The 18,740-nt window shown below is 45.2% G+C and carries 18 protein-coding genes; 2 read left to right on the top strand and 16 right to left on the bottom strand.

Translation table 11 applies throughout. The annotated features are described in order from the left end of the window. Window positions 1-4: 4 nt before the first annotated feature. From tuf to B092_RS0105815, 8 genes are all read right to left on the bottom strand, one after another. On the bottom strand, window positions 5-1,195 hold the full coding sequence (gene tuf / locus B092_RS0105850) for an elongation factor Tu (protein WP_018574320.1): 1,191 nt from the start codon (window positions 1,193-1,195) through the stop codon (window positions 5-7). Between the two features lie 88 nt (window positions 1,196-1,283). Beyond that, window positions 1,284-3,383: an elongation factor G gene (fusA, locus tag B092_RS0105845; RefSeq protein ID WP_018574319.1), complete on the bottom strand. Its 2,100-nt coding sequence runs from the start codon at window positions 3,381-3,383 to the stop codon at window positions 1,284-1,286. Between the two features lie 14 nt (window positions 3,384-3,397). Then, entirely contained in the window at window positions 3,398-3,868 is a 471-nt protein-coding gene (gene rpsG, locus B092_RS0105840; protein WP_018574318.1) for a 30S ribosomal protein S7, read from the bottom strand. A gap of 193 nt (window positions 3,869-4,061) precedes the next feature. Continuing rightward, window positions 4,062-4,439 (bottom strand): 30S ribosomal protein S12, encoded by a 378-nt coding sequence (gene rpsL / locus B092_RS0105835; RefSeq protein ID WP_018574317.1) that lies wholly within the window; start codon window positions 4,437-4,439, stop codon window positions 4,062-4,064. Window positions 4,440-4,787: 348 nt separating this feature from the next. Beyond that, a complete protein-coding gene (locus tag B092_RS0105830) occupies window positions 4,788-5,633 on the bottom strand; it encodes an HpcH/HpaI aldolase/citrate lyase family protein (RefSeq protein ID WP_018574316.1) in 846 nt (281 codons plus the stop codon). A gap of 76 nt (window positions 5,634-5,709) precedes the next feature. Beyond that, window positions 5,710-6,891 (bottom strand): CaiB/BaiF CoA transferase family protein, encoded by a 1,182-nt coding sequence (locus tag B092_RS0105825; protein WP_018574315.1) that lies wholly within the window; start codon window positions 6,889-6,891, stop codon window positions 5,710-5,712. A 17-nt stretch (window positions 6,892-6,908) separates the two neighbouring features. Beyond that, on the bottom strand, window positions 6,909-7,736 hold the full coding sequence (locus B092_RS0105820; protein ID WP_018574314.1) for an HTD2 family dehydratase: 828 nt from the start codon (window positions 7,734-7,736) through the stop codon (window positions 6,909-6,911). Between the two features lie 128 nt (window positions 7,737-7,864). Further along, window positions 7,865-8,773 carry a LysR family transcriptional regulator gene (locus B092_RS0105815; protein ID WP_018574313.1) on the bottom strand — a complete coding sequence of 303 codons (909 nt, stop codon included), beginning with the start codon at window positions 8,771-8,773 and terminating at the stop codon, window positions 7,865-7,867. Window positions 8,774-8,897: 124 nt separating this feature from the next. On the opposite strand from B092_RS0105815, the gene B092_RS0105810 reads away from it, so the two are divergent. Together B092_RS0105810 and B092_RS0105805 are read left to right on the top strand one after the other, a co-directional pair. After that, a complete protein-coding gene (locus tag B092_RS0105810) occupies window positions 8,898-10,058 on the top strand; it encodes an acyl-CoA dehydrogenase family protein (RefSeq protein WP_026253632.1) in 1,161 nt (386 codons plus the stop codon). A 9-nt stretch (window positions 10,059-10,067) separates the two neighbouring features. Then, window positions 10,068-11,414: an MmgE/PrpD family protein gene (locus B092_RS0105805; RefSeq protein ID WP_018574311.1), complete on the top strand. Its 1,347-nt coding sequence runs from the start codon at window positions 10,068-10,070 to the stop codon at window positions 11,412-11,414. Window positions 11,415-11,440: 26 nt separating this feature from the next. Here B092_RS0105805 and B092_RS0105800 read toward each other — a convergent pair whose 3' ends face one another. The 8 genes from B092_RS0105800 to B092_RS0105765 all read right to left on the bottom strand — a co-directional run bounded on the left by B092_RS0105800 (window position 11,441) and on the right by B092_RS0105765 (window position 18,727). Further along, window positions 11,441-11,668 carry a DUF1289 domain-containing protein gene (locus B092_RS0105800; RefSeq protein ID WP_018574310.1) on the bottom strand — a complete coding sequence of 76 codons (228 nt, stop codon included), beginning with the start codon at window positions 11,666-11,668 and terminating at the stop codon, window positions 11,441-11,443. A gap of 14 nt (window positions 11,669-11,682) precedes the next feature. After that, a complete protein-coding gene (locus B092_RS0105795) occupies window positions 11,683-12,138 on the bottom strand; it encodes a PACE efflux transporter (RefSeq protein ID WP_018574309.1) in 456 nt (151 codons plus the stop codon). 125 nt (window positions 12,139-12,263) lie between these two features. Next, entirely contained in the window at window positions 12,264-13,499 is a 1,236-nt protein-coding gene (serA, locus tag B092_RS0105790) for a phosphoglycerate dehydrogenase (protein WP_018574308.1), read from the bottom strand. Window positions 13,500-13,629: 130 nt separating this feature from the next. Beyond that, on the bottom strand, window positions 13,630-14,802 hold the full coding sequence (locus tag B092_RS0105785) for a sugar transporter (RefSeq protein ID WP_018574307.1): 1,173 nt from the start codon (window positions 14,800-14,802) through the stop codon (window positions 13,630-13,632). A gap of 188 nt (window positions 14,803-14,990) precedes the next feature. After that, a complete protein-coding gene (locus tag B092_RS0105780; protein ID WP_018574306.1) occupies window positions 14,991-15,797 on the bottom strand; it encodes a heme ABC transporter ATP-binding protein in 807 nt (268 codons plus the stop codon). A gap of 17 nt (window positions 15,798-15,814) precedes the next feature. After that, entirely contained in the window at window positions 15,815-16,843 is a 1,029-nt protein-coding gene (locus B092_RS0105775) for a FecCD family ABC transporter permease (RefSeq protein ID WP_115148622.1), read from the bottom strand. Between the two features lie 29 nt (window positions 16,844-16,872). After that, window positions 16,873-17,682, bottom strand: a complete 810-nt coding sequence (locus B092_RS0105770) for a heme/hemin ABC transporter substrate-binding protein (RefSeq protein WP_018574304.1) — start codon at window positions 17,680-17,682, stop codon at window positions 16,873-16,875. A gap of 13 nt (window positions 17,683-17,695) precedes the next feature. After that, window positions 17,696-18,727, bottom strand: a complete 1,032-nt coding sequence (locus B092_RS0105765) for a hemin-degrading factor (protein WP_018574303.1) — start codon at window positions 18,725-18,727, stop codon at window positions 17,696-17,698. Between the last annotated feature and the right edge of the window lie 13 nt (window positions 18,728-18,740).

The following is an 18,740-nucleotide window of genomic DNA, read 5'->3' as shown; positions in this document are numbered from 1 at the left end:
TTAATTAAGCTTCGATTTTAGCAACAACACCGGCACCTACGGTACGGCCACCCTCACGGATAGCGAAACGTAGACCTTCCTGCATCGCGATAGGTGCAATTAACTCAACGTCCATTGACACGTTATCACCAGGAAGTACCATCTCTTTATCAGCTGGTAGTGTAATCGTACCGGTTACGTCAGTTGTACGGAAGTAGAACTGAGGACGGTAACCTTGGAAGAATGGCGTGTGACGACCACCCTCTTCTTTAGATAAAATATACACTTCGGCTGAGAACTTAGTGTGTGGGTTGATTGAACCCGGCTTAGCTAATACTTGGCCACGCTCAACGTCTTCACGCTTCGTACCACGTAGTAAAATACCAACGTTATCACCCGCCTCACCTTGGTCGAGTAACTTACGGAACATCTCAACACCGGTACAAATGGATTTCTGAGTTTCACGGATACCAACGATCTCGATCTCTTCACCCACTTTAATAATACCGCGCTCAATACGACCGGTGACTACCGTACCACGACCAGAAATAGAGAATACATCCTCAACCGGCATTAGGAAAGAACCGTCAACCGCACGCTCTGGCGTTGGGATATAAGTGTCTAACGCTTCAGCTAACGCTAAAACAGCTTCCTTACCTAAAGGACCTTCGTCGCCTTCTAAGGCTAAACGAGCAGAACCCTTAATGATTGGCGTGTCATCACCTGGGAAATCGTACATGCTTAATAGCTCACGAACTTCCATCTCAACTAACTCGATTAACTCTTCGTCATCAACTAAGTCAGCTTTGTTTAGGAAAACAACGATGTAAGGTACACCAACCTGACGTGATAATAAGATGTGCTCACGTGTCTGAGGCATTGGGCCATCTGCAGCTGAACAAACTAAAATCGCACCGTCCATCTGAGCTGCACCGGTAATCATGTTCTTAACATAGTCCGCGTGACCTGGGCAGTCAACGTGTGCGTAGTGACGGTTAGGGGTTTCGTATTCTACGTGAGACGTAGAAATGGTAATACCACGTGCTTTTTCCTCAGGAGCTGCATCAATCTGAGCGTAATCGCGCGCATCACCACCGTACTCTTTAGCTAGTACAGTACAAATAGCTGCTGTTAAAGTGGTTTTACCGTGGTCAACGTGACCGATAGTACCAACGTTTACGTGTGGTTTGGTACGTTCGAACTTACCTTTAGCCATAATATTAAAATTCCAATCAATAAATTTTTAAAAACAATGTTTACTGCACCGGGTTAAGATGCCCAATGCAGTATTTTATCAACAATAACTAGCTGCGAGAAGCGATAACTTCTTCTGCAACATTTTTAGGCGCCTCAGTGTAGTGTTTAAACTCCATTGAGTATGTAGCGCGACCTTGAGTTAATGAGCGTAGATCTGTAGCGTAACCGAACATTTCAGCTAAAGGTACTTCAGCTCTAATGATCTTACCGCCACCAGGAATATCATCCATACCCTGAACAATACCACGGCGTGATGATAGATCACCCATGACTGTACCGGCATAGTCTTCCGGTGTTTCTACTTCTACTGCCATCGTAGGCTCTAACAACACAGGATCTGCTCTACGCATACCTTCTTTGAAGGCCATAGATGCGGCCATACGGAACGCGTTCTCGTTAGAGTCAACGTCATGGTATGAACCGAAGAATAGAGTTGCCTTAACGTCAACCACAGGGTAACCGGCTAAAATACCGGCAGGAAGAGTTTCCTGAATACCTTTGTCAACGGCAGGGATAAATTCACGAGGAACTACACCACCTTTAATTTCGTCAACGAACTCATAACCGCCACCTTGCTCTAATGGCTCAAGCTTAAGAACAACGTGACCGTACTGACCGCGACCACCGGATTGACGAACAAACTTACCTTCAACTTCGTCGCACGTCTTACGGATAGTTTCGCGATAAGCAACTTGTGGTTTACCGATATTAGCTTCTACGTTGAACTCACGCTTCATACGGTCAACTAATACTTCTAGGTGTAATTCACCCATACCGGAAATAATAGTTTGGCCGGATTCTTCGTCAGAAGAAACGCGGAACGAAGGGTCTTCCTGAGCTAAACGAGATAATGCAACACCCATCTTCTCTTGGTCAGCCTTGGATTTTGGCTCAACAGCTAATGAGATAACCGGCTCAGGGAACTCCATGCGCTCTAAGACGATGTGATTATTCATGTCACATAAGGTCTCACCTGTTGTTACGTCTTTAAGACCAACAACGGCGGCAATGTCACCGGCAACAATTTCTTTAATCTCTTCGCGGTTGTTAGCGTGCATCTGAAGGATACGACCGATACGCTCGCGCTTACCTTTTACTGGGTTGTAAACGGTGTCACCGGATTTAATAATACCTGAGTAAACACGTACGAAAGTTAATTGACCGACAAATGGGTCAGACATTAACTTAAACGCAAGCGCTGACATCGACTCTTTGTCATCAGCTTTACGAGTGATAGGGTTACCTTCATCATCCTCACCTTGAACCGGAGGAATTTCTGTCGGTGCAGGTAAGAACTCAATAACTGCGTCAAGCATACGCTGAACGCCTTTGTTTTTGAATGCAGAACCACAAAGCATTGGCTGAATCTCACACGCGATAGTGCGGATACGTAAACCTTCTACAATCTCTTCTTCAGTTAGCTCGCCCTCTTCGAGGTACTTATTCATGAGCTCTTCGTTGGCTTCAGCAGCTGCTTCAACCATCTGCTCGCGCCATTCTTCTGCTTCGGCTTGTAATTCAGCTGGGATATCACCATACTCAAACTTAACGCCGTGACTAGCTTCGTCCCAGATGATTGATTTCATTTTGATTAGGTCAACTACACCCTTGAAATCATCTTCAGCACCAACAGGGATAACGATAGGTACAGGATTAGCACGTAAACGAGTTTTTAACTGATCGTGAACTTTAAAAAAGTTGGCACCGGTACGGTCCATCTTGTTGACGAAAGCTAAGCGAGGTACATGGTACTTATTAGCTTGACGCCAAACAGTCTCTGACTGAGGTTGTACACCACCAACTGCACAATAAACCATGCAAGCGCCGTCAAGAACACGCATAGAACGCTCAACTTCAATCGTGAAGTCAACGTGTCCCGGTGTATCAATAACGTTTACACGGTGCTCAGGGAATTGACCTGCCATACCACTCCAGAAAGCAGTAGTAGCAGCTGAGGTGATGGTAATACCACGCTCTTGTTCTTGCTCCATCCAGTCCATGGTGGCAGAACCTTCGTGGGTTTCACCTAGTTTGTGATTAATACCGGTATAGAAAAGAATACGTTCAGAAGTCGTTGTCTTACCCGCATCAATGTGTGCGGAAATACCAATATTGCGATATCTTTCGATTGGGGTTTTACGGGCCATTTTAAGTCCTTAGGTTACCAACGGAAATGAGAGAAAGCTTTGTTAGCTTCTGCCATTCGGTGAATTTCTTCGCGTTTTTTCATAGCGCCGCCACGGCCTTCAGCCGCATCCAGCAACTCGCCAGCCAAGCGTAAATCCATGGATTTCTCGCCACGCTTTTTGGCTGCTTCACGGACCCAGCGCATAGCCAAAGCCATACGACGAACTGGGCGAACTTCAACAGGTACCTGGTAGTTAGCACCACCAACACGGCGACTCTTAACTTCAACTACAGGCTTAACATTATTAATAGCAGTATTAAATACTTCTAACGGCTCTTTGCCGGTAGTGCTTTCGATTTGCTTAAAAGCACCATAAACGATACGCTCTGCAACGGCTTTTTTGCCGGAAAGCATAATAATATTCATAAATTTGGCAAGATCAACACTACCGTACTTTGCGTCAGGCAGGATCTCGCGCTTGGGTACTTCACGACGACGAGGCATGTTATTACTTCCTATATTGTGTCAAATTCAGTTGAACTACTTTCGTAGTCACGGCTGTCTATTGAGAGAACAACCACTTACATCCGCAGAAAACATCTCCAGCAGCTGCGGCTGCACGCTTACCACCCATGGGCAGGAAGCAAATACCTATCGCTAGGTTGGACAATCAGTTTCAGCTACTGATAAAAAGCTATTAGGCTTTCTTAGGACGCTTAGCACCGTATTTAGAACGAGCTTGTTTACGATCCTTAACGCCTTGCAAGTCAAGTGCACCACGAACGATGTGATAACGAACACCCGGTAAGTCTTTAACACGACCACCGCGAACTAGTACAACAGAGTGTTCCTGCAAGTTGTGACCTTCACCACCGATGTATGAAATAACTTCATAACCGTTGGTTAGGCGAACTTTAGCAACTTTACGCATCGCAGAGTTCGGCTTCCTAGGAGTGGTTGTATACACACGAGTGCACACACCACGTCGCTGAGGGCAGTTTTCGAGCGCCGGGCTCTTGCTGTTCGCGCGACTAGACTCTCGTGGCTTACGCACGAGCTGGCTAATGGTAGGCATGAGCTACAATCCTTAAAAAATTAATTTAATTATTAAAATGGCAGTTTTACGTACAGCCTTTTTTGTACGCTTACGTGGTTAGATCAGTGGACGTAAGAACCACAACTGGCTGATCTAAATCTAAACACTCATTGAAAATCAAATCCACCCCCGACTAAAAACTTGCTTTTAAAAGGGAGAAACTCTTTAAGTGCATGATGACCGGCAAACCCAATCTGAGACAAAAGACGTGAAACTGACTTTTTCAGTGCTTAGCACGCCACAATAACACTTTTGTCTTTAAAGATCAATAAAAGAAAGGCTCTTTCGAGCCTTTTGTTAATAAAATGAGACGCTTAGGCGACTTTGCTAGCGTGTAACCACCACGCCATCGGTTTCTTTGAGAAGGCCTTCTGCATGCTCAATAACCGGTCGGTCGATCATCTCGCCATCGAGCTGAAAAACTGAATTGCCATACTTTCTGGCGGCAGTTACCACACGATTCGCCCACTCCAAATCAGCGGGCTTAGGCATGAAGACCTTATGAATGACCTCAAGCTGCATCGGGTGAATACATAAGCTGCCACCAAAACCCATGTCTTTTGTGAAATTTAAGTGGTTCTCTAGACCCTCTAAATCCTTGAAGTTAGGATAGACAGTATCGAGCGGCGGATTTAATTTTGCCGCTCGACTGTGCAGACAAACCTGTGAACGCACATGATTTAACAAGCGCTTAGCACCTTCAGTATTGCGATCAATACCAAGGCTTAAGGCTAAATCCAGCTCGCCGATAGAAAGTCGCGTCACGCCATCAACCGCACAAATCTCTTTTAAATGCGTCACGCCGGCCGCCGTTTCAATAAGAGGAATCACCGGCACACCCAAGCGCTCTACCGGAACAACATCCTTTGCACTTTCAGCCTTGGGCAACACAACCCCTAAGATATTTTTATCAATACGACCTGCAAATGCTAAGTCATCAATAAACCATGGGGACTTTGCATCATTAATACGTAAGAAAAAACGGCGTCCCGGGTTATCATTAGCCCATTTTTCAAGTTGGTGCCTGACGCTATACTTTGCATCTGCTTCAACGGCATCCTCAAGGTCCACAATGACAATGCTCGCATCGGTAGCTAATGCCTTTGGAATGCGATCAAGATTTGCTGCAGGCACAAAAAGCGCCGAACGAATATAAAAATTTTTCTTAGCCATACCAGCCTCCTTTTATTAGAAGTTTAAAGCTATTTAACCCAATAGGGCAATAAGGATTTACGCCAAATAGCTAAATTTAAATGGTGCCGAGTTGAGCCAGTTTTTCAATTTGCTCAGTCTCATAACCAATCTCTTTTAAAATTGCTTCGCTGTGCTCACCCAACGCCGGTACGGCATCCATACGATATTCATAGGCATTATTCACCCCGGGTGGTAACAATGCCGGCACAACACCTGCTGATGTACCTACGTCACGCCAGCGATTACGCTCCTTAAGCTGTTTGTGATTCCACACATCATGCATTGTATTAACCGCAGCGTTGGCGATTTTTGCACTCTCCAGCAATTCAATCACCTCATCCTTGCTAAGAGACGAGAACGCCTCGACGATGATTGCTTTTAGCTCATCACGATTTTCTGTTCGTTGGCTATTGCGATTAAAGCGCGGATCATCTGCTAACTCCGGCTGCTTTAAAACCTCCTCGCAAAAGACCTTCCACTCACGTTCATTTTGTAAGCCCAGCATCACATTTTCGCCACCTGCCACTTGGAACGGACCATAAGGATAAATGGCCGCATGGGCTGCACCTGCACGAACCGGCGGCTCAGCACCGTTAAAGGCATAGTACATCGGGAAGCCCATCCACTCAACCATACTTTCGAGCATCGATACATCAATGTGTGAGCCCTTGCCAGTTTTACCGCGTAAAATTAGCGCCGATAAAATATTGCTATACGCATACATAGCGGCAGAAATATCGACAATAGAACAACCCGCCTTAGCCATCTCCTCGCCTGAACCGGTCACAGAGACGAAACCTGACTCACTTTGAATTAATAAATCATAGGCTTTTTTCTGCTCATACGGACCACCCGTGCCATAGCCTGAAATATCGCAAACAATTAATTGGGGAAACTTTTCATGCAATGTTTCAAACGATAAACCTAAGCGCGCAGCCGCCCCCGGTGCCAAGTTCTGAACTAAGATATCGACTTCCGGCAGGATACGCTCAAGGATTTCTGCTGCACCTTCTGACTTTAAGTTTAATGTCAGACTCTCTTTGGAACGATTAATCCAGACAAAGTGTGACGCTAAGCCATTAACGCGCTCATCATAATTACGAGCAAAATCCCCGACACCCGGACGCTCAACCTTAATCACACGAGCACCCAAATCAGCTAATTGACGCGTACAAAAAGGAGCCGCTACCGCATGCTCAAAACTCAATACCGTAATGCCGTCTAAAGGCCTAATCATATTTCTTCCCTTTCAAATCACTTAAATTTAATTTCTGCTTTTTGGGCAATGGTCCCATCTTGTTGAGCCCATAAATCAGCTGTACCCTCTTCACCAAACGCGCCTTCAACCTTAAATACATTACTACCGATTAAAGGACGTACGCCGCGAAAAGCAAAATAAGTAATTTCTTTTTGAGGATTTGCTTCGCTAAAAGACTGTAAAACCTTGGTTGCAATCAAAGGTCCGTGAACCACTAGGCCAGGATAACCTTCAACGCCACTTACATAAGGATAATCATAGTGGATTCGATGACCATTAAAGGTCACGGCAGAATATCTAAACAACATAACGGGTGTTGGCTCAACCTCTTGCGACCACTCCGCGTTGGGCGCTGGTATCTCACCTACCAACTTCGGCGGTGTTGGTTCACGATAAACAATGTCTTGCTCTTCAGTGAGGCACAGCTCGCCATCTTGCTCATAGCGATGCTCAAGTGTGACAAAAAGCAACTTGCCGGTACGACCTTCTTTTTCAACAACCGCTTTGATCGTGGTAATGCACGTCGCTTCCTTGCCAATCACCAAGTGACGCTCAAAACTCAAACGACCACCGGCCCACATACGGTTTCTATTATCTGCAGGGGGTAAAAAACCTCCACGCGCCGGATGCCCATCACCACCCAACTCATTTAATGGTGCGGCTTCAATAAAGTATGCCCAATGCCATAAATGTGGTAATGCACCGCCATCAGTAGGTAGCGGCGCATTAACGCTATAGGCAGTTTTTTTAGCATGGGCTAAGCTGATAAAATCTGTCACGCGTTGTTGACGACCCACCCAGTCTTGTAGATTCACTTCACTCATCATCTGACCTTTTAAAAATTATCTATTTTTTATTTATCGATCTATCTTGCCCTATCTTAGATGATTAGTGAATTGCTCTTCCCTTAACTCCACCTTGATTAGATTGAAAGTGGTTGATTTGCTGTGCTCTACTCCACATCTTCCAACAGTAAATCTAATAAAGGCTGAGCAAAACTGGGCAACTTCTCATTTGGTCTGATACAGACTTGTAATTGCCTATTTGCCCACGCATCATTTAGATCGACTTTGGTGATGTTCATTACCTGAGCATAGCGATCAATAGCGGTTTCCGGTATGACGCTAACGCCTACCTTAGCTTCAACCATTCGACAGACGGCTTCAAAACTACTTACCTCTACTCTATATCTCAGGGTGCGTCCAAAGCTGGACGCCGCTTTTAATAAAAAGCCATGGATAGCACTCCACTCTGAAAGACAAACATAGCTCTCATCCAGGGTTTCACTAAAATCGATGGGGCCTTTTTGGGCAAGCGGATGTGAAGGATGAGCGACAAAACTTAATTTATTAACACGATAAGGTAAATACTCTAAATTGCTGCTTTTCATCACCGCATCATCAAGCCCTGCCACAATGCCGATATCCGCATGCCCTTCGGTTATCGCCTGCACAATCTGAATACTCAGACGCTCCCGTAGCTCAATACTGACATCCGGCTGCAAAGCTAGATAACGACCCAAAATAGCCGGCATAAACTCACTCATCGCTGTGGTATTAGCATAGACACGAATCCTGCCACGTATGCCCTCGGCATACTCCTTCATATCACCACGCAAATACTGCAGCTGCTGTGACACCAGTTTGGCATGCTCAACGAACACCTCACCGGCCGGGGTCAAGGTCACGCCCTGACTGCTACGATAAAGTAACTCTGTACCAATACTGTTTTCCAGATTTTTAATTCGGTGACTGGCTGCCGGTAACGATAAAAATGTCCTCTCTGCCGCTTTCGTTAGACTCTTGACCTCAGCAATATTTAACATCAATCGCATATCAGTCAAATCAAAATACATGGACATAAAAAACTCTTCCTTTTATTTTAGTAAAGTCAAACTTTATGAATTGGCAATAGCCTTATTGAGAGGGATGGGGCATAGTGGTTCTAATACCATTTTTAACACAATAAATAAAGACTATAACGACATGATTAGAACTGACGACAAATACCAAGATATTCGCGATGCTATTCGTGACCTATGCAGTGAATTCTCAGCTGAATACTTCCGCAAAGTGGACGAAGAGCGTGGCTACCCTACCGAATTCGTAAAAGCATTGACCGACGCCGGTTGGTTAGCCGCCCTAATCCCTGAAGAATACGGCGGTTCCGGCCTAAGTTTGACTGAAGCTTCAGTTATTATGGAGGAAATCAACCGCAACGGGGGAAATTCCGGCGCTTGTCACGGTCAAATGTACAATATGGGTACCCTGTTACGTCACGGCTCCGAAGCACAAAAGCAATTGTACTTGCCTAAAATTGCTTCTGGCGAATTACGCCTTCAGTCAATGGCAGTAACTGAACCCACCACTGGTACGGATACCACCAAACTAAAAACAACTGCTGTTAAAAAAGATGGTCGCTACGTAGTTAACGGTCAAAAAGTATGGATTTCTCGCGTACTTAACTCTGACCTAATGATCTTATTAGCTCGCACCACGCCATTAGAAGAAGTTCAGCGCAAAGCCGATGGCATGTCTATCTTTATCGTTGATATTAAAGATGCCATGGCTAACGGCATGACTGTGCAGCCTATCCCTAATATGGTCAACCACGAGACTAACGAACTATTCTTCGATAATCTCGAAATCCCTGAAGAGAATCTCATTGGTGAAGAAGGCAAAGGTTTCCGCTATATTCTTGATGGTCTAAATGCCGAGCGCACCCTAATCGCCGCTGAGTGTATCGGTGATGGCTACTGGTTTATCGATAAAGTGACCGAATACGTTAAAGAGCGTGTTGTCTTTGGTCGTCCAATTGGTCAAAACCAAGGTGTGCAATTCCCTATCGCTAAAGCATTTATCAATATTGAGGCAGCCAGCCTGATGCGCTACGAAGCCGCAAGCTTATTTGATGCTCACCAGCCATGCGGTGCACAAGCTAATATGGCTAAATTGCTAGCCGCTGACGCTGCTTGGGAAGCGGCCAATGCGTGCTTACAATTCCACGGTGGTTTTGGCTTTGCTAACGAATACGACGTTGAACGTAAATTCCGCGAGACTCGTTTATATCAAGTAGCGCCTATTTCTACTAACTTGATTTACTCTTATGTAGCTGAGCACATCCTCGGTCTACCACGCTCCTTCTAAGAGGTTTTCATGAGTACATCCAGTCGTGTTGTAGCTGAGTTTGCAGCCAATTTACAGTTTGAAGATATTCCAGCTGAGGTAATCCGCCGCTGCGAGGACTTACTACTTGATACCTTAGGCTCTATCTATGCGGGTTCTACCGAACCACCTGTACAAAAAATCGCAGCCTTTGCTGCTGAACAAGGCCCAGCAGACGGTAGCGCCCAGTTAATTCCTAGCGGCAAAAAAACGAGTCCTTATTTTGCTGCTATGGTTAATGCTGCTGCGGCTCATATGGTCGAACAAGATGACCTACACAATAGCTCGGTCTTTCACCCTGCCTGCGTTGTTTTTCCTCCTGCCATCGCCATCGCTCAAGACATTGGTGCGAGTGGCAAAGAGCTCTTAACCGCTTGTGTTGTCGGCTATGAAGTGGGCATTCGTGTGGGTGAGTTCTTAGGCCGTTCTCATTATAAGATTTTCCATACCACAGCTACCGCAGGCACCATTGCTGCTGCTGTCACTGTAGGCCGCCTACTTGGTTTAACTACCGAGCAAATGCAAGACGCTTTGGGTAGCGCTGGCACCCAAGCCGCTGGTTTGTGGGAGTTCCTAAAAACCGCTGCGGACTCCAAGCAATTACACACCGCCAAAGCTGCTGCTAATGGTTTAATGGCTGCGTCGCTTGCCGCCAAAGGCTTTAGTGGTGCTGAGGATATTTTTGAAGGAGAAAAAGGCATGGGCAATGCCTTTAGCCAAGCACCTCGTGCCGATAAATTGGTCGAGAGCTTTGGTGAGCGTTGGGCTTTATTAGAAACCTCATTTAAATACCATGCTTCATGCCGTCATACTCACCCTGCTGCTGATGCCTTATGGAAGGTGATGCAGGAAAATGACGTCAAAGCAGAGGAAGTGGCCGAAGTTAAGACCTTTGTACACCAAGCCGCTATTGACGTCTTAGGTGCTGTTGATAAACCTCAGAGTGTACATCAGTCCAAATTCTCCATGGGTACTGTCTTAGGTGTTTTAGCCTATAACGGTTTTGCCGGTCTGGATGAATTTGAGCACGCTTTAGGTGATGAGCGTATTGATGCCTTCCGCCAAAAAGTCAGTATGACGCTAGATCCTGACGTTGACGCCGCTTATCCTGAAAAGTGGGTAGGTAAGGTCAAAGTAACAACCACAGACGGTCGCAAACTTGACGCTTTAGTCACCGACCCCAAGGGTGATCCGGGCAATACCCTATCACGCAATGAAATCGAAGCAAAAATAAAGCGCTTAGTAAATTATAACAACGCAGGCACAGAAGATGACGCTGAAAAAATCATCGCTTGGACTTGGAATCTTGAACATGGTAGTAGCGAACTACCTTTATAAGTAATAGGCACAACAAGGGGACACTACTAAGTCCCCTCAATTTTTCGTAACTGGTCAAGTACCGCCTGCTGCTCTACACGCTTTTTGCGCAAACCACAGAGTCGCAATACCTCACGCTTTTCCGGATCAGTCATCGTGGTCCATCGCTGACGCTCTTCACGACTACGATAGCAGCCCTTACAGTAACCACGGTCATTAGACTCACAGACGTTAATACAAGGACTGGGAATTTCAAAGAACTCTAACTGCTCCATACTCACTCTTTTGCCTAAGTTCTAATACGACCCCAAAAATTCTTTCTAAGATTATCGTACACCAAACTATAAATGTATGTATAGGGTAGATAGAATAGGATCATCCCGATATCAAGCGTCAGCGCTTCCCACAAGCTGATACTCAGCCACCACATAATAAATGGCAAGGCCCCACAGATAAGGCCTACTTCAAATAAAAAGGCATGTAAGACTCTAAGACGCGTATTTTTACTAAGATGGTTTCGTTTTAGCCAAGCATCAAAAATAGAGTTAAACAGCATATTCCATAACAGGGCCATTACCGCAATGACTGTCGCAATTACCCCCATATCCACCATCGGCGTACCAGTCAGCCAGGCAAAAAGAGGAGTACTGATGCCTATTCCAAAAATCTCAAAGAAAAAAGCATAGATAAAACGTTCGAAAATAGAAAATGGTTTTTGACTAACAGTGTGTTGCTGAGCAGTCATAAAAGACTCGCCTACTATATGAATAATTAAGTTAAAAAAATAAGGGTGCCTGTATCCCAAGAAACACGGCACCCCTTTGTGTCAAGCACTCATGGCTTGACCGAAGTCAATCAAATGTTATGCAATTAATAAATGACGCGAGTACGAATAGTGCCCGGTACGCTCTTTAATAAACTAATCGCTAATTCCGGATTTTCAGATTGCACGTCGATCACGACATAACCAAGCTCAGGGTCAGTTTGTAGATATTGACCGACCACATTAATATGATCTTTCATGAAAATCTGGTTAATGGCATTGAGTACGCCCGGTTTGTTTTCATGAATGTGCATATAGCGATGAGTTTCACGATCGCCACTAGGTAAAGAAACTTCAGGAAAGTTAACTGCAGATAAGGTACTGCCATTATCTGAATACTTAACTAATTTATTAGCCACTTCAATACCGATATTAGCCTGAGCTTCCTGAGTAGAACCACCGATATGCGGAGTTAATAGCACATTATCTAGGCCGCGTAGAGCACTGACAAACTCGTCATCGTTAGACTTAGGCTCAACAGGGAAGACGTCAATCGCAGCACCACCGATATGCTCATTTTTAATTGCCTCGGCTAAGGCATCAATATCAACCACAGTTCCTCGAGAGGCATTGATTAAATGAGCACCTTTCTTCATCTGTGCAATGCGCTCGGCATTCATCATATTGAAAGTTGTCGCATCCTCAGGTACGTGTAGAGTCACTGCATCACTGATGTTTAACAACTCTTTGAGCGTATTAACCGGGGTTGCATTGCCTAATGGTAACTTAGCTTCAACATCGTAGTAATAAACATCCATACCCAGGGCTTCAGCCAAAATACCAATCTGAGTACCAATATGACCGTAACCGATGATGCCTAATTTCTTACCGCGAACCTCGTAACTACCTACAGCTGATTTATTCCAACCGCCTCTATGCAAGGTCATATTCATTGCAGGGATTTTGCGGAATAGCATGATAATTTCAGCTAACACCAACTCTGCCACTGAACGCGTATTAGAGAACGGCGCATTGAAAACAGGAATACCCAGCTTCCTAGCGGCTTTTAAGTCTACTTGGTTAGTACCAATACAGAAACAACCTAAACCAACCAACTTCTTGGCTGCGGCAAACACCTCAGCAGTCATCTGCGTACGGGAGCGAATACCAATAAAATGCGCATCTTTAACCGCATCCAATAAATCCTGGCCCTCTAAAGCCTTTTTGTGGTAGTCAATATTGGTATAACCATTGCTGTGTAAAACATCCAAAGCGTTTTGGTGTACGCCCTCGAATAGGACAAACTTAATTTTGTCTTTGTGTAAAGATAACTGATGATCCATACGATCCCCGCAACAAGAATAGACGTCAAAAGAAGTATTTTAGCACTCTACAAAACTTTCGGGTAAATACCTAAGTCAGTTTGACGTAGAAGGTTGAAATTTAAGGGTTTATATCTGTTTGGGATACGTGTCACTTTAATAAATGAGCCTTCCAGAAAAAGCCAAGCAGTGCGACTAGTGTCAAGGCAGCACCGACATAAGCAATATTTGCCAACCCCACCTGCTCAATCATTTGTCCACCCAACAAGGCACCGCCACCAATACCGATATTAAAGACAGCAGAAAAAATAGCGATCCCAATATCCGGCGCATCCGGTGCTTTTTCCAACACCTTGCTCTGCAAAAGCATGGAGATCAGGGTAATAACTATTCCCCAAATAATAGCGATCGGAATAAGTGCCCACCAATGCATCAATGAAAAATAGAATAATGCCAGACTCAACATCAGTCCTGATAAAGACAGGAACAGCATCACCGACGCATAGCGCCCTGCATAACGCGCAAAGAGTATCCCCCCGACAATGCCCGCTAAGCCGATCACAAATAGCATCATTACCACCACATTATTACTCATGCCACCGATATCCTGTAAATACGGACTAATATACGTCGATGCGGTGAAATGAGCGGTCATCACCAAGGCCAAGCTAAGGTAGATATATTGCAAACTTGGTCGCTTAAGAAGGCTTGGAATCACCTTAAAATTACCACTACTCTGACTGCTTAAGGTCGGCAACACACGCCACAACAGCAGTAAAATAATCGTAGCAATGATACCGATTACTGCAAAGGTGATGCGCCAGCCAAAATGATGACCAATCACGGTTCCCAAAGGCACGCCCATAACTGTCGCCAAGGATGAGCCCGTGACAATAAAACTTAAAGCTTTCGTTTTATTGCCTTTAGGCGCCAAGCGCACCGCTAACGGGATAGTAATTGCCCAAAACACTGAATGCGCCATCGCAATGCCTAAACGCGCAGTTAATAAGGAGGAAAAACTCCATGCAATCGCCGCCAAGGCATGACTGACAATAAAAATACAGAAAAGAAAAATCAACAAACGGCGTCTTTCAAGGCGCACCGTCAACATGGTCAACGGCAAAGAAAAAATGGTCACGGCCCAAGCATAGATAGTCATCAGTAAGCCCGTCTGAGCGACATCCATGCTGAAGCCCTTTGCTATATCCGGTAATAAACCTACCGGCACAAATTCGGTCGTATTAAAAATAAAGGCGGCAACCGCCAAGGTAATCACTGCAAACCAGCTCTCTGACGCAGCTTCTTGCTTAATAGGCGCTTTCATTGAAAATTGCTAAAAATGAAGAAAGTAGATGAGTGATACCTATCATTCATCTGGGAGTTTGAAGAAGCACGGTGATACGACACGCCAGTCTATTTGATCGGCGTAAATATATCATCCAAGTGCTAAAAAAAGATGTTCCTATATTAATAAATAAATCACTTTTTGGCAAAGCCTAAATCACTACTCTCTTAACACCAAACAACTAAGCATTTTTCAGGATAAAAAGGATGCTCAACGACTCGCCCGCTGACCCCATAAAGACGGTACAAATTATCCTCGGTAAGCGCTACCTTGGGTTCCTCACAGCAGAGAATTTTTTGATCGGCTAACAGCAACAAACGATCACAATAAAAGGCAGCTAAATTTACATCATGCAAAATCACTAAAATACCAATATCTTCTTTAGATAATTGGCGCAGTTTTTGCAACAGAAACTGTTGATATTTAGGGTCTAAGCTAGCCGTAGGTTCGTCCAATAAAAAGTAGAGTGTTTCATCACTCAAGGTGCGCATTGCCAATAATTGCACCATCACTCTGGCAAATTGGACTCGCTGCTTTTCTCCACCGGATAATTGCAAATACGACTTGCTACGCAAATGGATCACATCAGCCAACGCAATTGCTTTGGCGATCAATTCATTTTGTTGCTGACTACCCAGCGTAGGAAAGGGATAAAGCCCCATCTCCAACACATCAAGTACTGACAGTTCAAAATTGAGTGATGAGGATTGCGGAAGCACGGCTCGTTTTTTAGCTAATTGCTCTTTGCTTAGTTCCCACAAATTCTCATTGTTGATACGAATCGTCGTATCCTCACTAAGCGTTAGGCCGTCAGTTTCTCCGGATAACACACTGAGCAATGTTGACTTCCCGGCACCGTTCGCCCCCAATAAAGCAATGACATCACCCCCTTGCAAGGCAACACCTACATCTTGGAGGACTTTTTTGTGGGCACGATAAATGGTTAAGTTGTCAGTTGATAACTGCTGTTTCATCAAATTAATTCCCACCATTAACGACGATTTTTAAGTAACAACCAGAGGAAAAAAGGTCCGCCAATCATACTTGTTAATAATCCTACCGGTAGCTCAGCCGGCGCAATCATGGTTCGTGCAAAATAATCCGCCCAGATCAACAACATGGCTCCACCAAATAAAGAAGCGGGTAGCACATGACGATAATTGCCACCCAAAAGCATCCTGACGATGTGCGGCACGACTAAGCCGATAAAAGCAATACCGCCTGTCACCGCAACTAAAGGTGCTATGAGTAAAGACACGCCAATCACCATACGCCAGCGCAACTGCTTGATATCAAAACCTAAGTGCTGAACCTCCTGAGGACCCAAGAGTAAGACATTCATGGCACGCCATTGTGGCCACAAAAAAGCTAAGCACAAAATGGACCAAGGGATGAGGCCAAACAGCAAATGCCAGGTTCCGGTCGCCACGCTTCCCATACTCCAAAATGTCAAATCACGCAATTCCGTATCCGTGGCCAGATAGGTCATTAATCCGATGACACTAAAGGCAATGGCATTAATAGCAATACCGGCGAGCAAAAGACCGGCCACACCGCCATAGCGCTTACCGATTAGGTAGGCTAATAAGGTAGCCCCCAGACTACCTAAAAAAGCCATCGGTGCAATGACCCAAAAACCGCCGCCTAAAATAACAATAGAAAGCACCGCTCCTAATGAGGCACCCGCAGATACACCAATCAAACCAGGCTCAGCCAAGGGGTTTCTAAACAAGGCCTGCAGAGACGCCCCCGAAAATGCTAAAACACCCCCGGCCAATGCAGCCAACAGCACCCTAGGAAATCGAATATTAATAAGCAAGCGCTGATAAATAAGCTCTTGGTTACTTAAATCATTACTAAAAAGTAAACGAGGTAAGTCAGCCAAGGGTATTTTTACTGACCCTTGCGTCATGGCTAATATGAGACTTAATACCGTCAATAAAGCCAACACGATCAGTACCCTATTTTTTTTATGTCGACTTTGCTTGAGCTCAATACTAATATTGACGGCTTGTGACATAGACTTTGACACTGATAAACTCCGCTGCATTAAGGTACCGCTCTCAGTTGCCGAATCGCCTGATCCAATCGCGGTCCCATACCCAGTGCCAACAAATCATCTAATACGACAATACGCCCTGCGGCTGCGGCTGGTGTATTGGCAATGACCGGGTCTTTAGCAAATTGTGTCAGACCACCGCTTTTTTCTACTGACGCCGTGGTGGTGATAATCACTTCCGGCTGTCGCTCTAAAAAACTTTCTTTGGAGACTGGCTTATAACTCTGCTGTTCAGAAAAAATATTTTCAAAACCCGCTAATCGCATCAGTTCATCAGCTGAGGTCCCTGCCCCTGCCGCCTGAAAAGTACCGGTACGATTAACCACCAACGTCGCACGATAGGGTGTGGTCGATAATGTCATCGCATTTTCTACCGCTGCTTTTACCTCTGCCAACAAAACCGCTCCCTCCTGCTCTGTATTCAGCACCTTAGCTATCTGACTAATGCGTTGATACAGCGACTCCACCGTACTATCGTCCGACACGCGCTCTACCTTAATGCCAAGTTCAGCAATACGATCTAAGACCTCCTTGGGTCCTGCATTTTCTGAGGCAAGAACCAGCGCCGGGGCTGTAGAAACTATGCCCTCAACACTGATGTTGCGGTAATAACCCACTTGAGGTAATTCCTTTGCCTCAGATGGGTATAAGCTGGACATGTCGGTGGCAATCAGACGCTTCTCTTGACCTAAGGCATACACGATCTCTGTGACTGAACCACCTAAACTGACGATATCTCCTGCTGCACCGGCTATGGAAGTAAAAAGACTCAGACCAATCGCTACAAGGAATTTCCGCATACCACTCTCCTCGCTACGCGGCTAACGGTGCTTTACATAACGACTCTAACAAGCGACGCCATCGTGTGTTTTCAGGAACGCCCGGTTTACGTAAACCAAAGAATTGGACAATGATGTCGCCCTCTTGGGTGTAAGCTTCTATCGACGTAACATAGCCATCTACCGTTGGCTTATTAACCACCCACACGGAGTCTATTGCTTCCGTATTTAGATGTAAATTAAACATCGGGTCAAGAATATTAAACCAAGGCCCTGTACGTAATAGCTTATAAATTGCTCCACCATGAATCTGCACCATATTGTCGTTACCCACAAAACACATGATGGGTAGCTCCTGCTCAACCGCTTGTTCTAATAGCATTTCGATGGACTCGACTGGAATTTGTTGAGCTAAGTCTTCACCCGCTGCAGCCAAGGCATCAATACGCTTAATCTTGTGTTTAGCCAGGAGTGGAAAAAAGTCATGCGTATCTTTGAGTGCCAGCCATTCCTCTCTAAAACCGGCAGGCACAGCGTGATATTCAGGTTTTGCTACCTCTTCTGCTAAAGGAGGTACATTGGCTTTATCCTGCGCAAACTCCTCCACGATACGCTGCAGCTCGTCGCGGTTGCTTTTTTCAGTGATATAGACTTTGTGGATCGCAACACCTTGACGATTGAAAAACTGTAGACTCTGCCTAGTTTCCTGCTCGACCAACCAGACAGTACCCCATTGACTAAAAAACAGCCTTAGATCAATATCAGGACCTAACACGATCCCATGAGGTGCTTCGCCGACGCCAATCGTTTCATAACAACCATGCCGCTCATGCACGCACCAAGGGTTACGCGTGAGCGCCATGACCTCACCCAGTAACTTTAAACGCTTAAAAATAGCCTTGTAGTCTTCACCTAAATAGCGACTTTGAATACCGCAACACTCAGCCACTACCAAATCTCGTTCTTTGACCCCCAATGCTTGGGCAACGGCTAAGGTTCTTAATTTAGGTTGTTCTTGTAACAGCTTTTGACTTGCGATTTTTAATGCCTGATTATCTAATTTCATCCTCTATTCCTAC

Source organism: Oligella ureolytica DSM 18253, assembly GCF_000373745.1.
Lineage (GTDB): Bacteria > Pseudomonadota > Gammaproteobacteria > Burkholderiales > Burkholderiaceae_B > Oligella > Oligella ureolytica.
The sequence above is the reverse complement of the archived record's forward strand: the minus strand, read 5'-3'. Positions and strand labels throughout refer to the sequence as shown.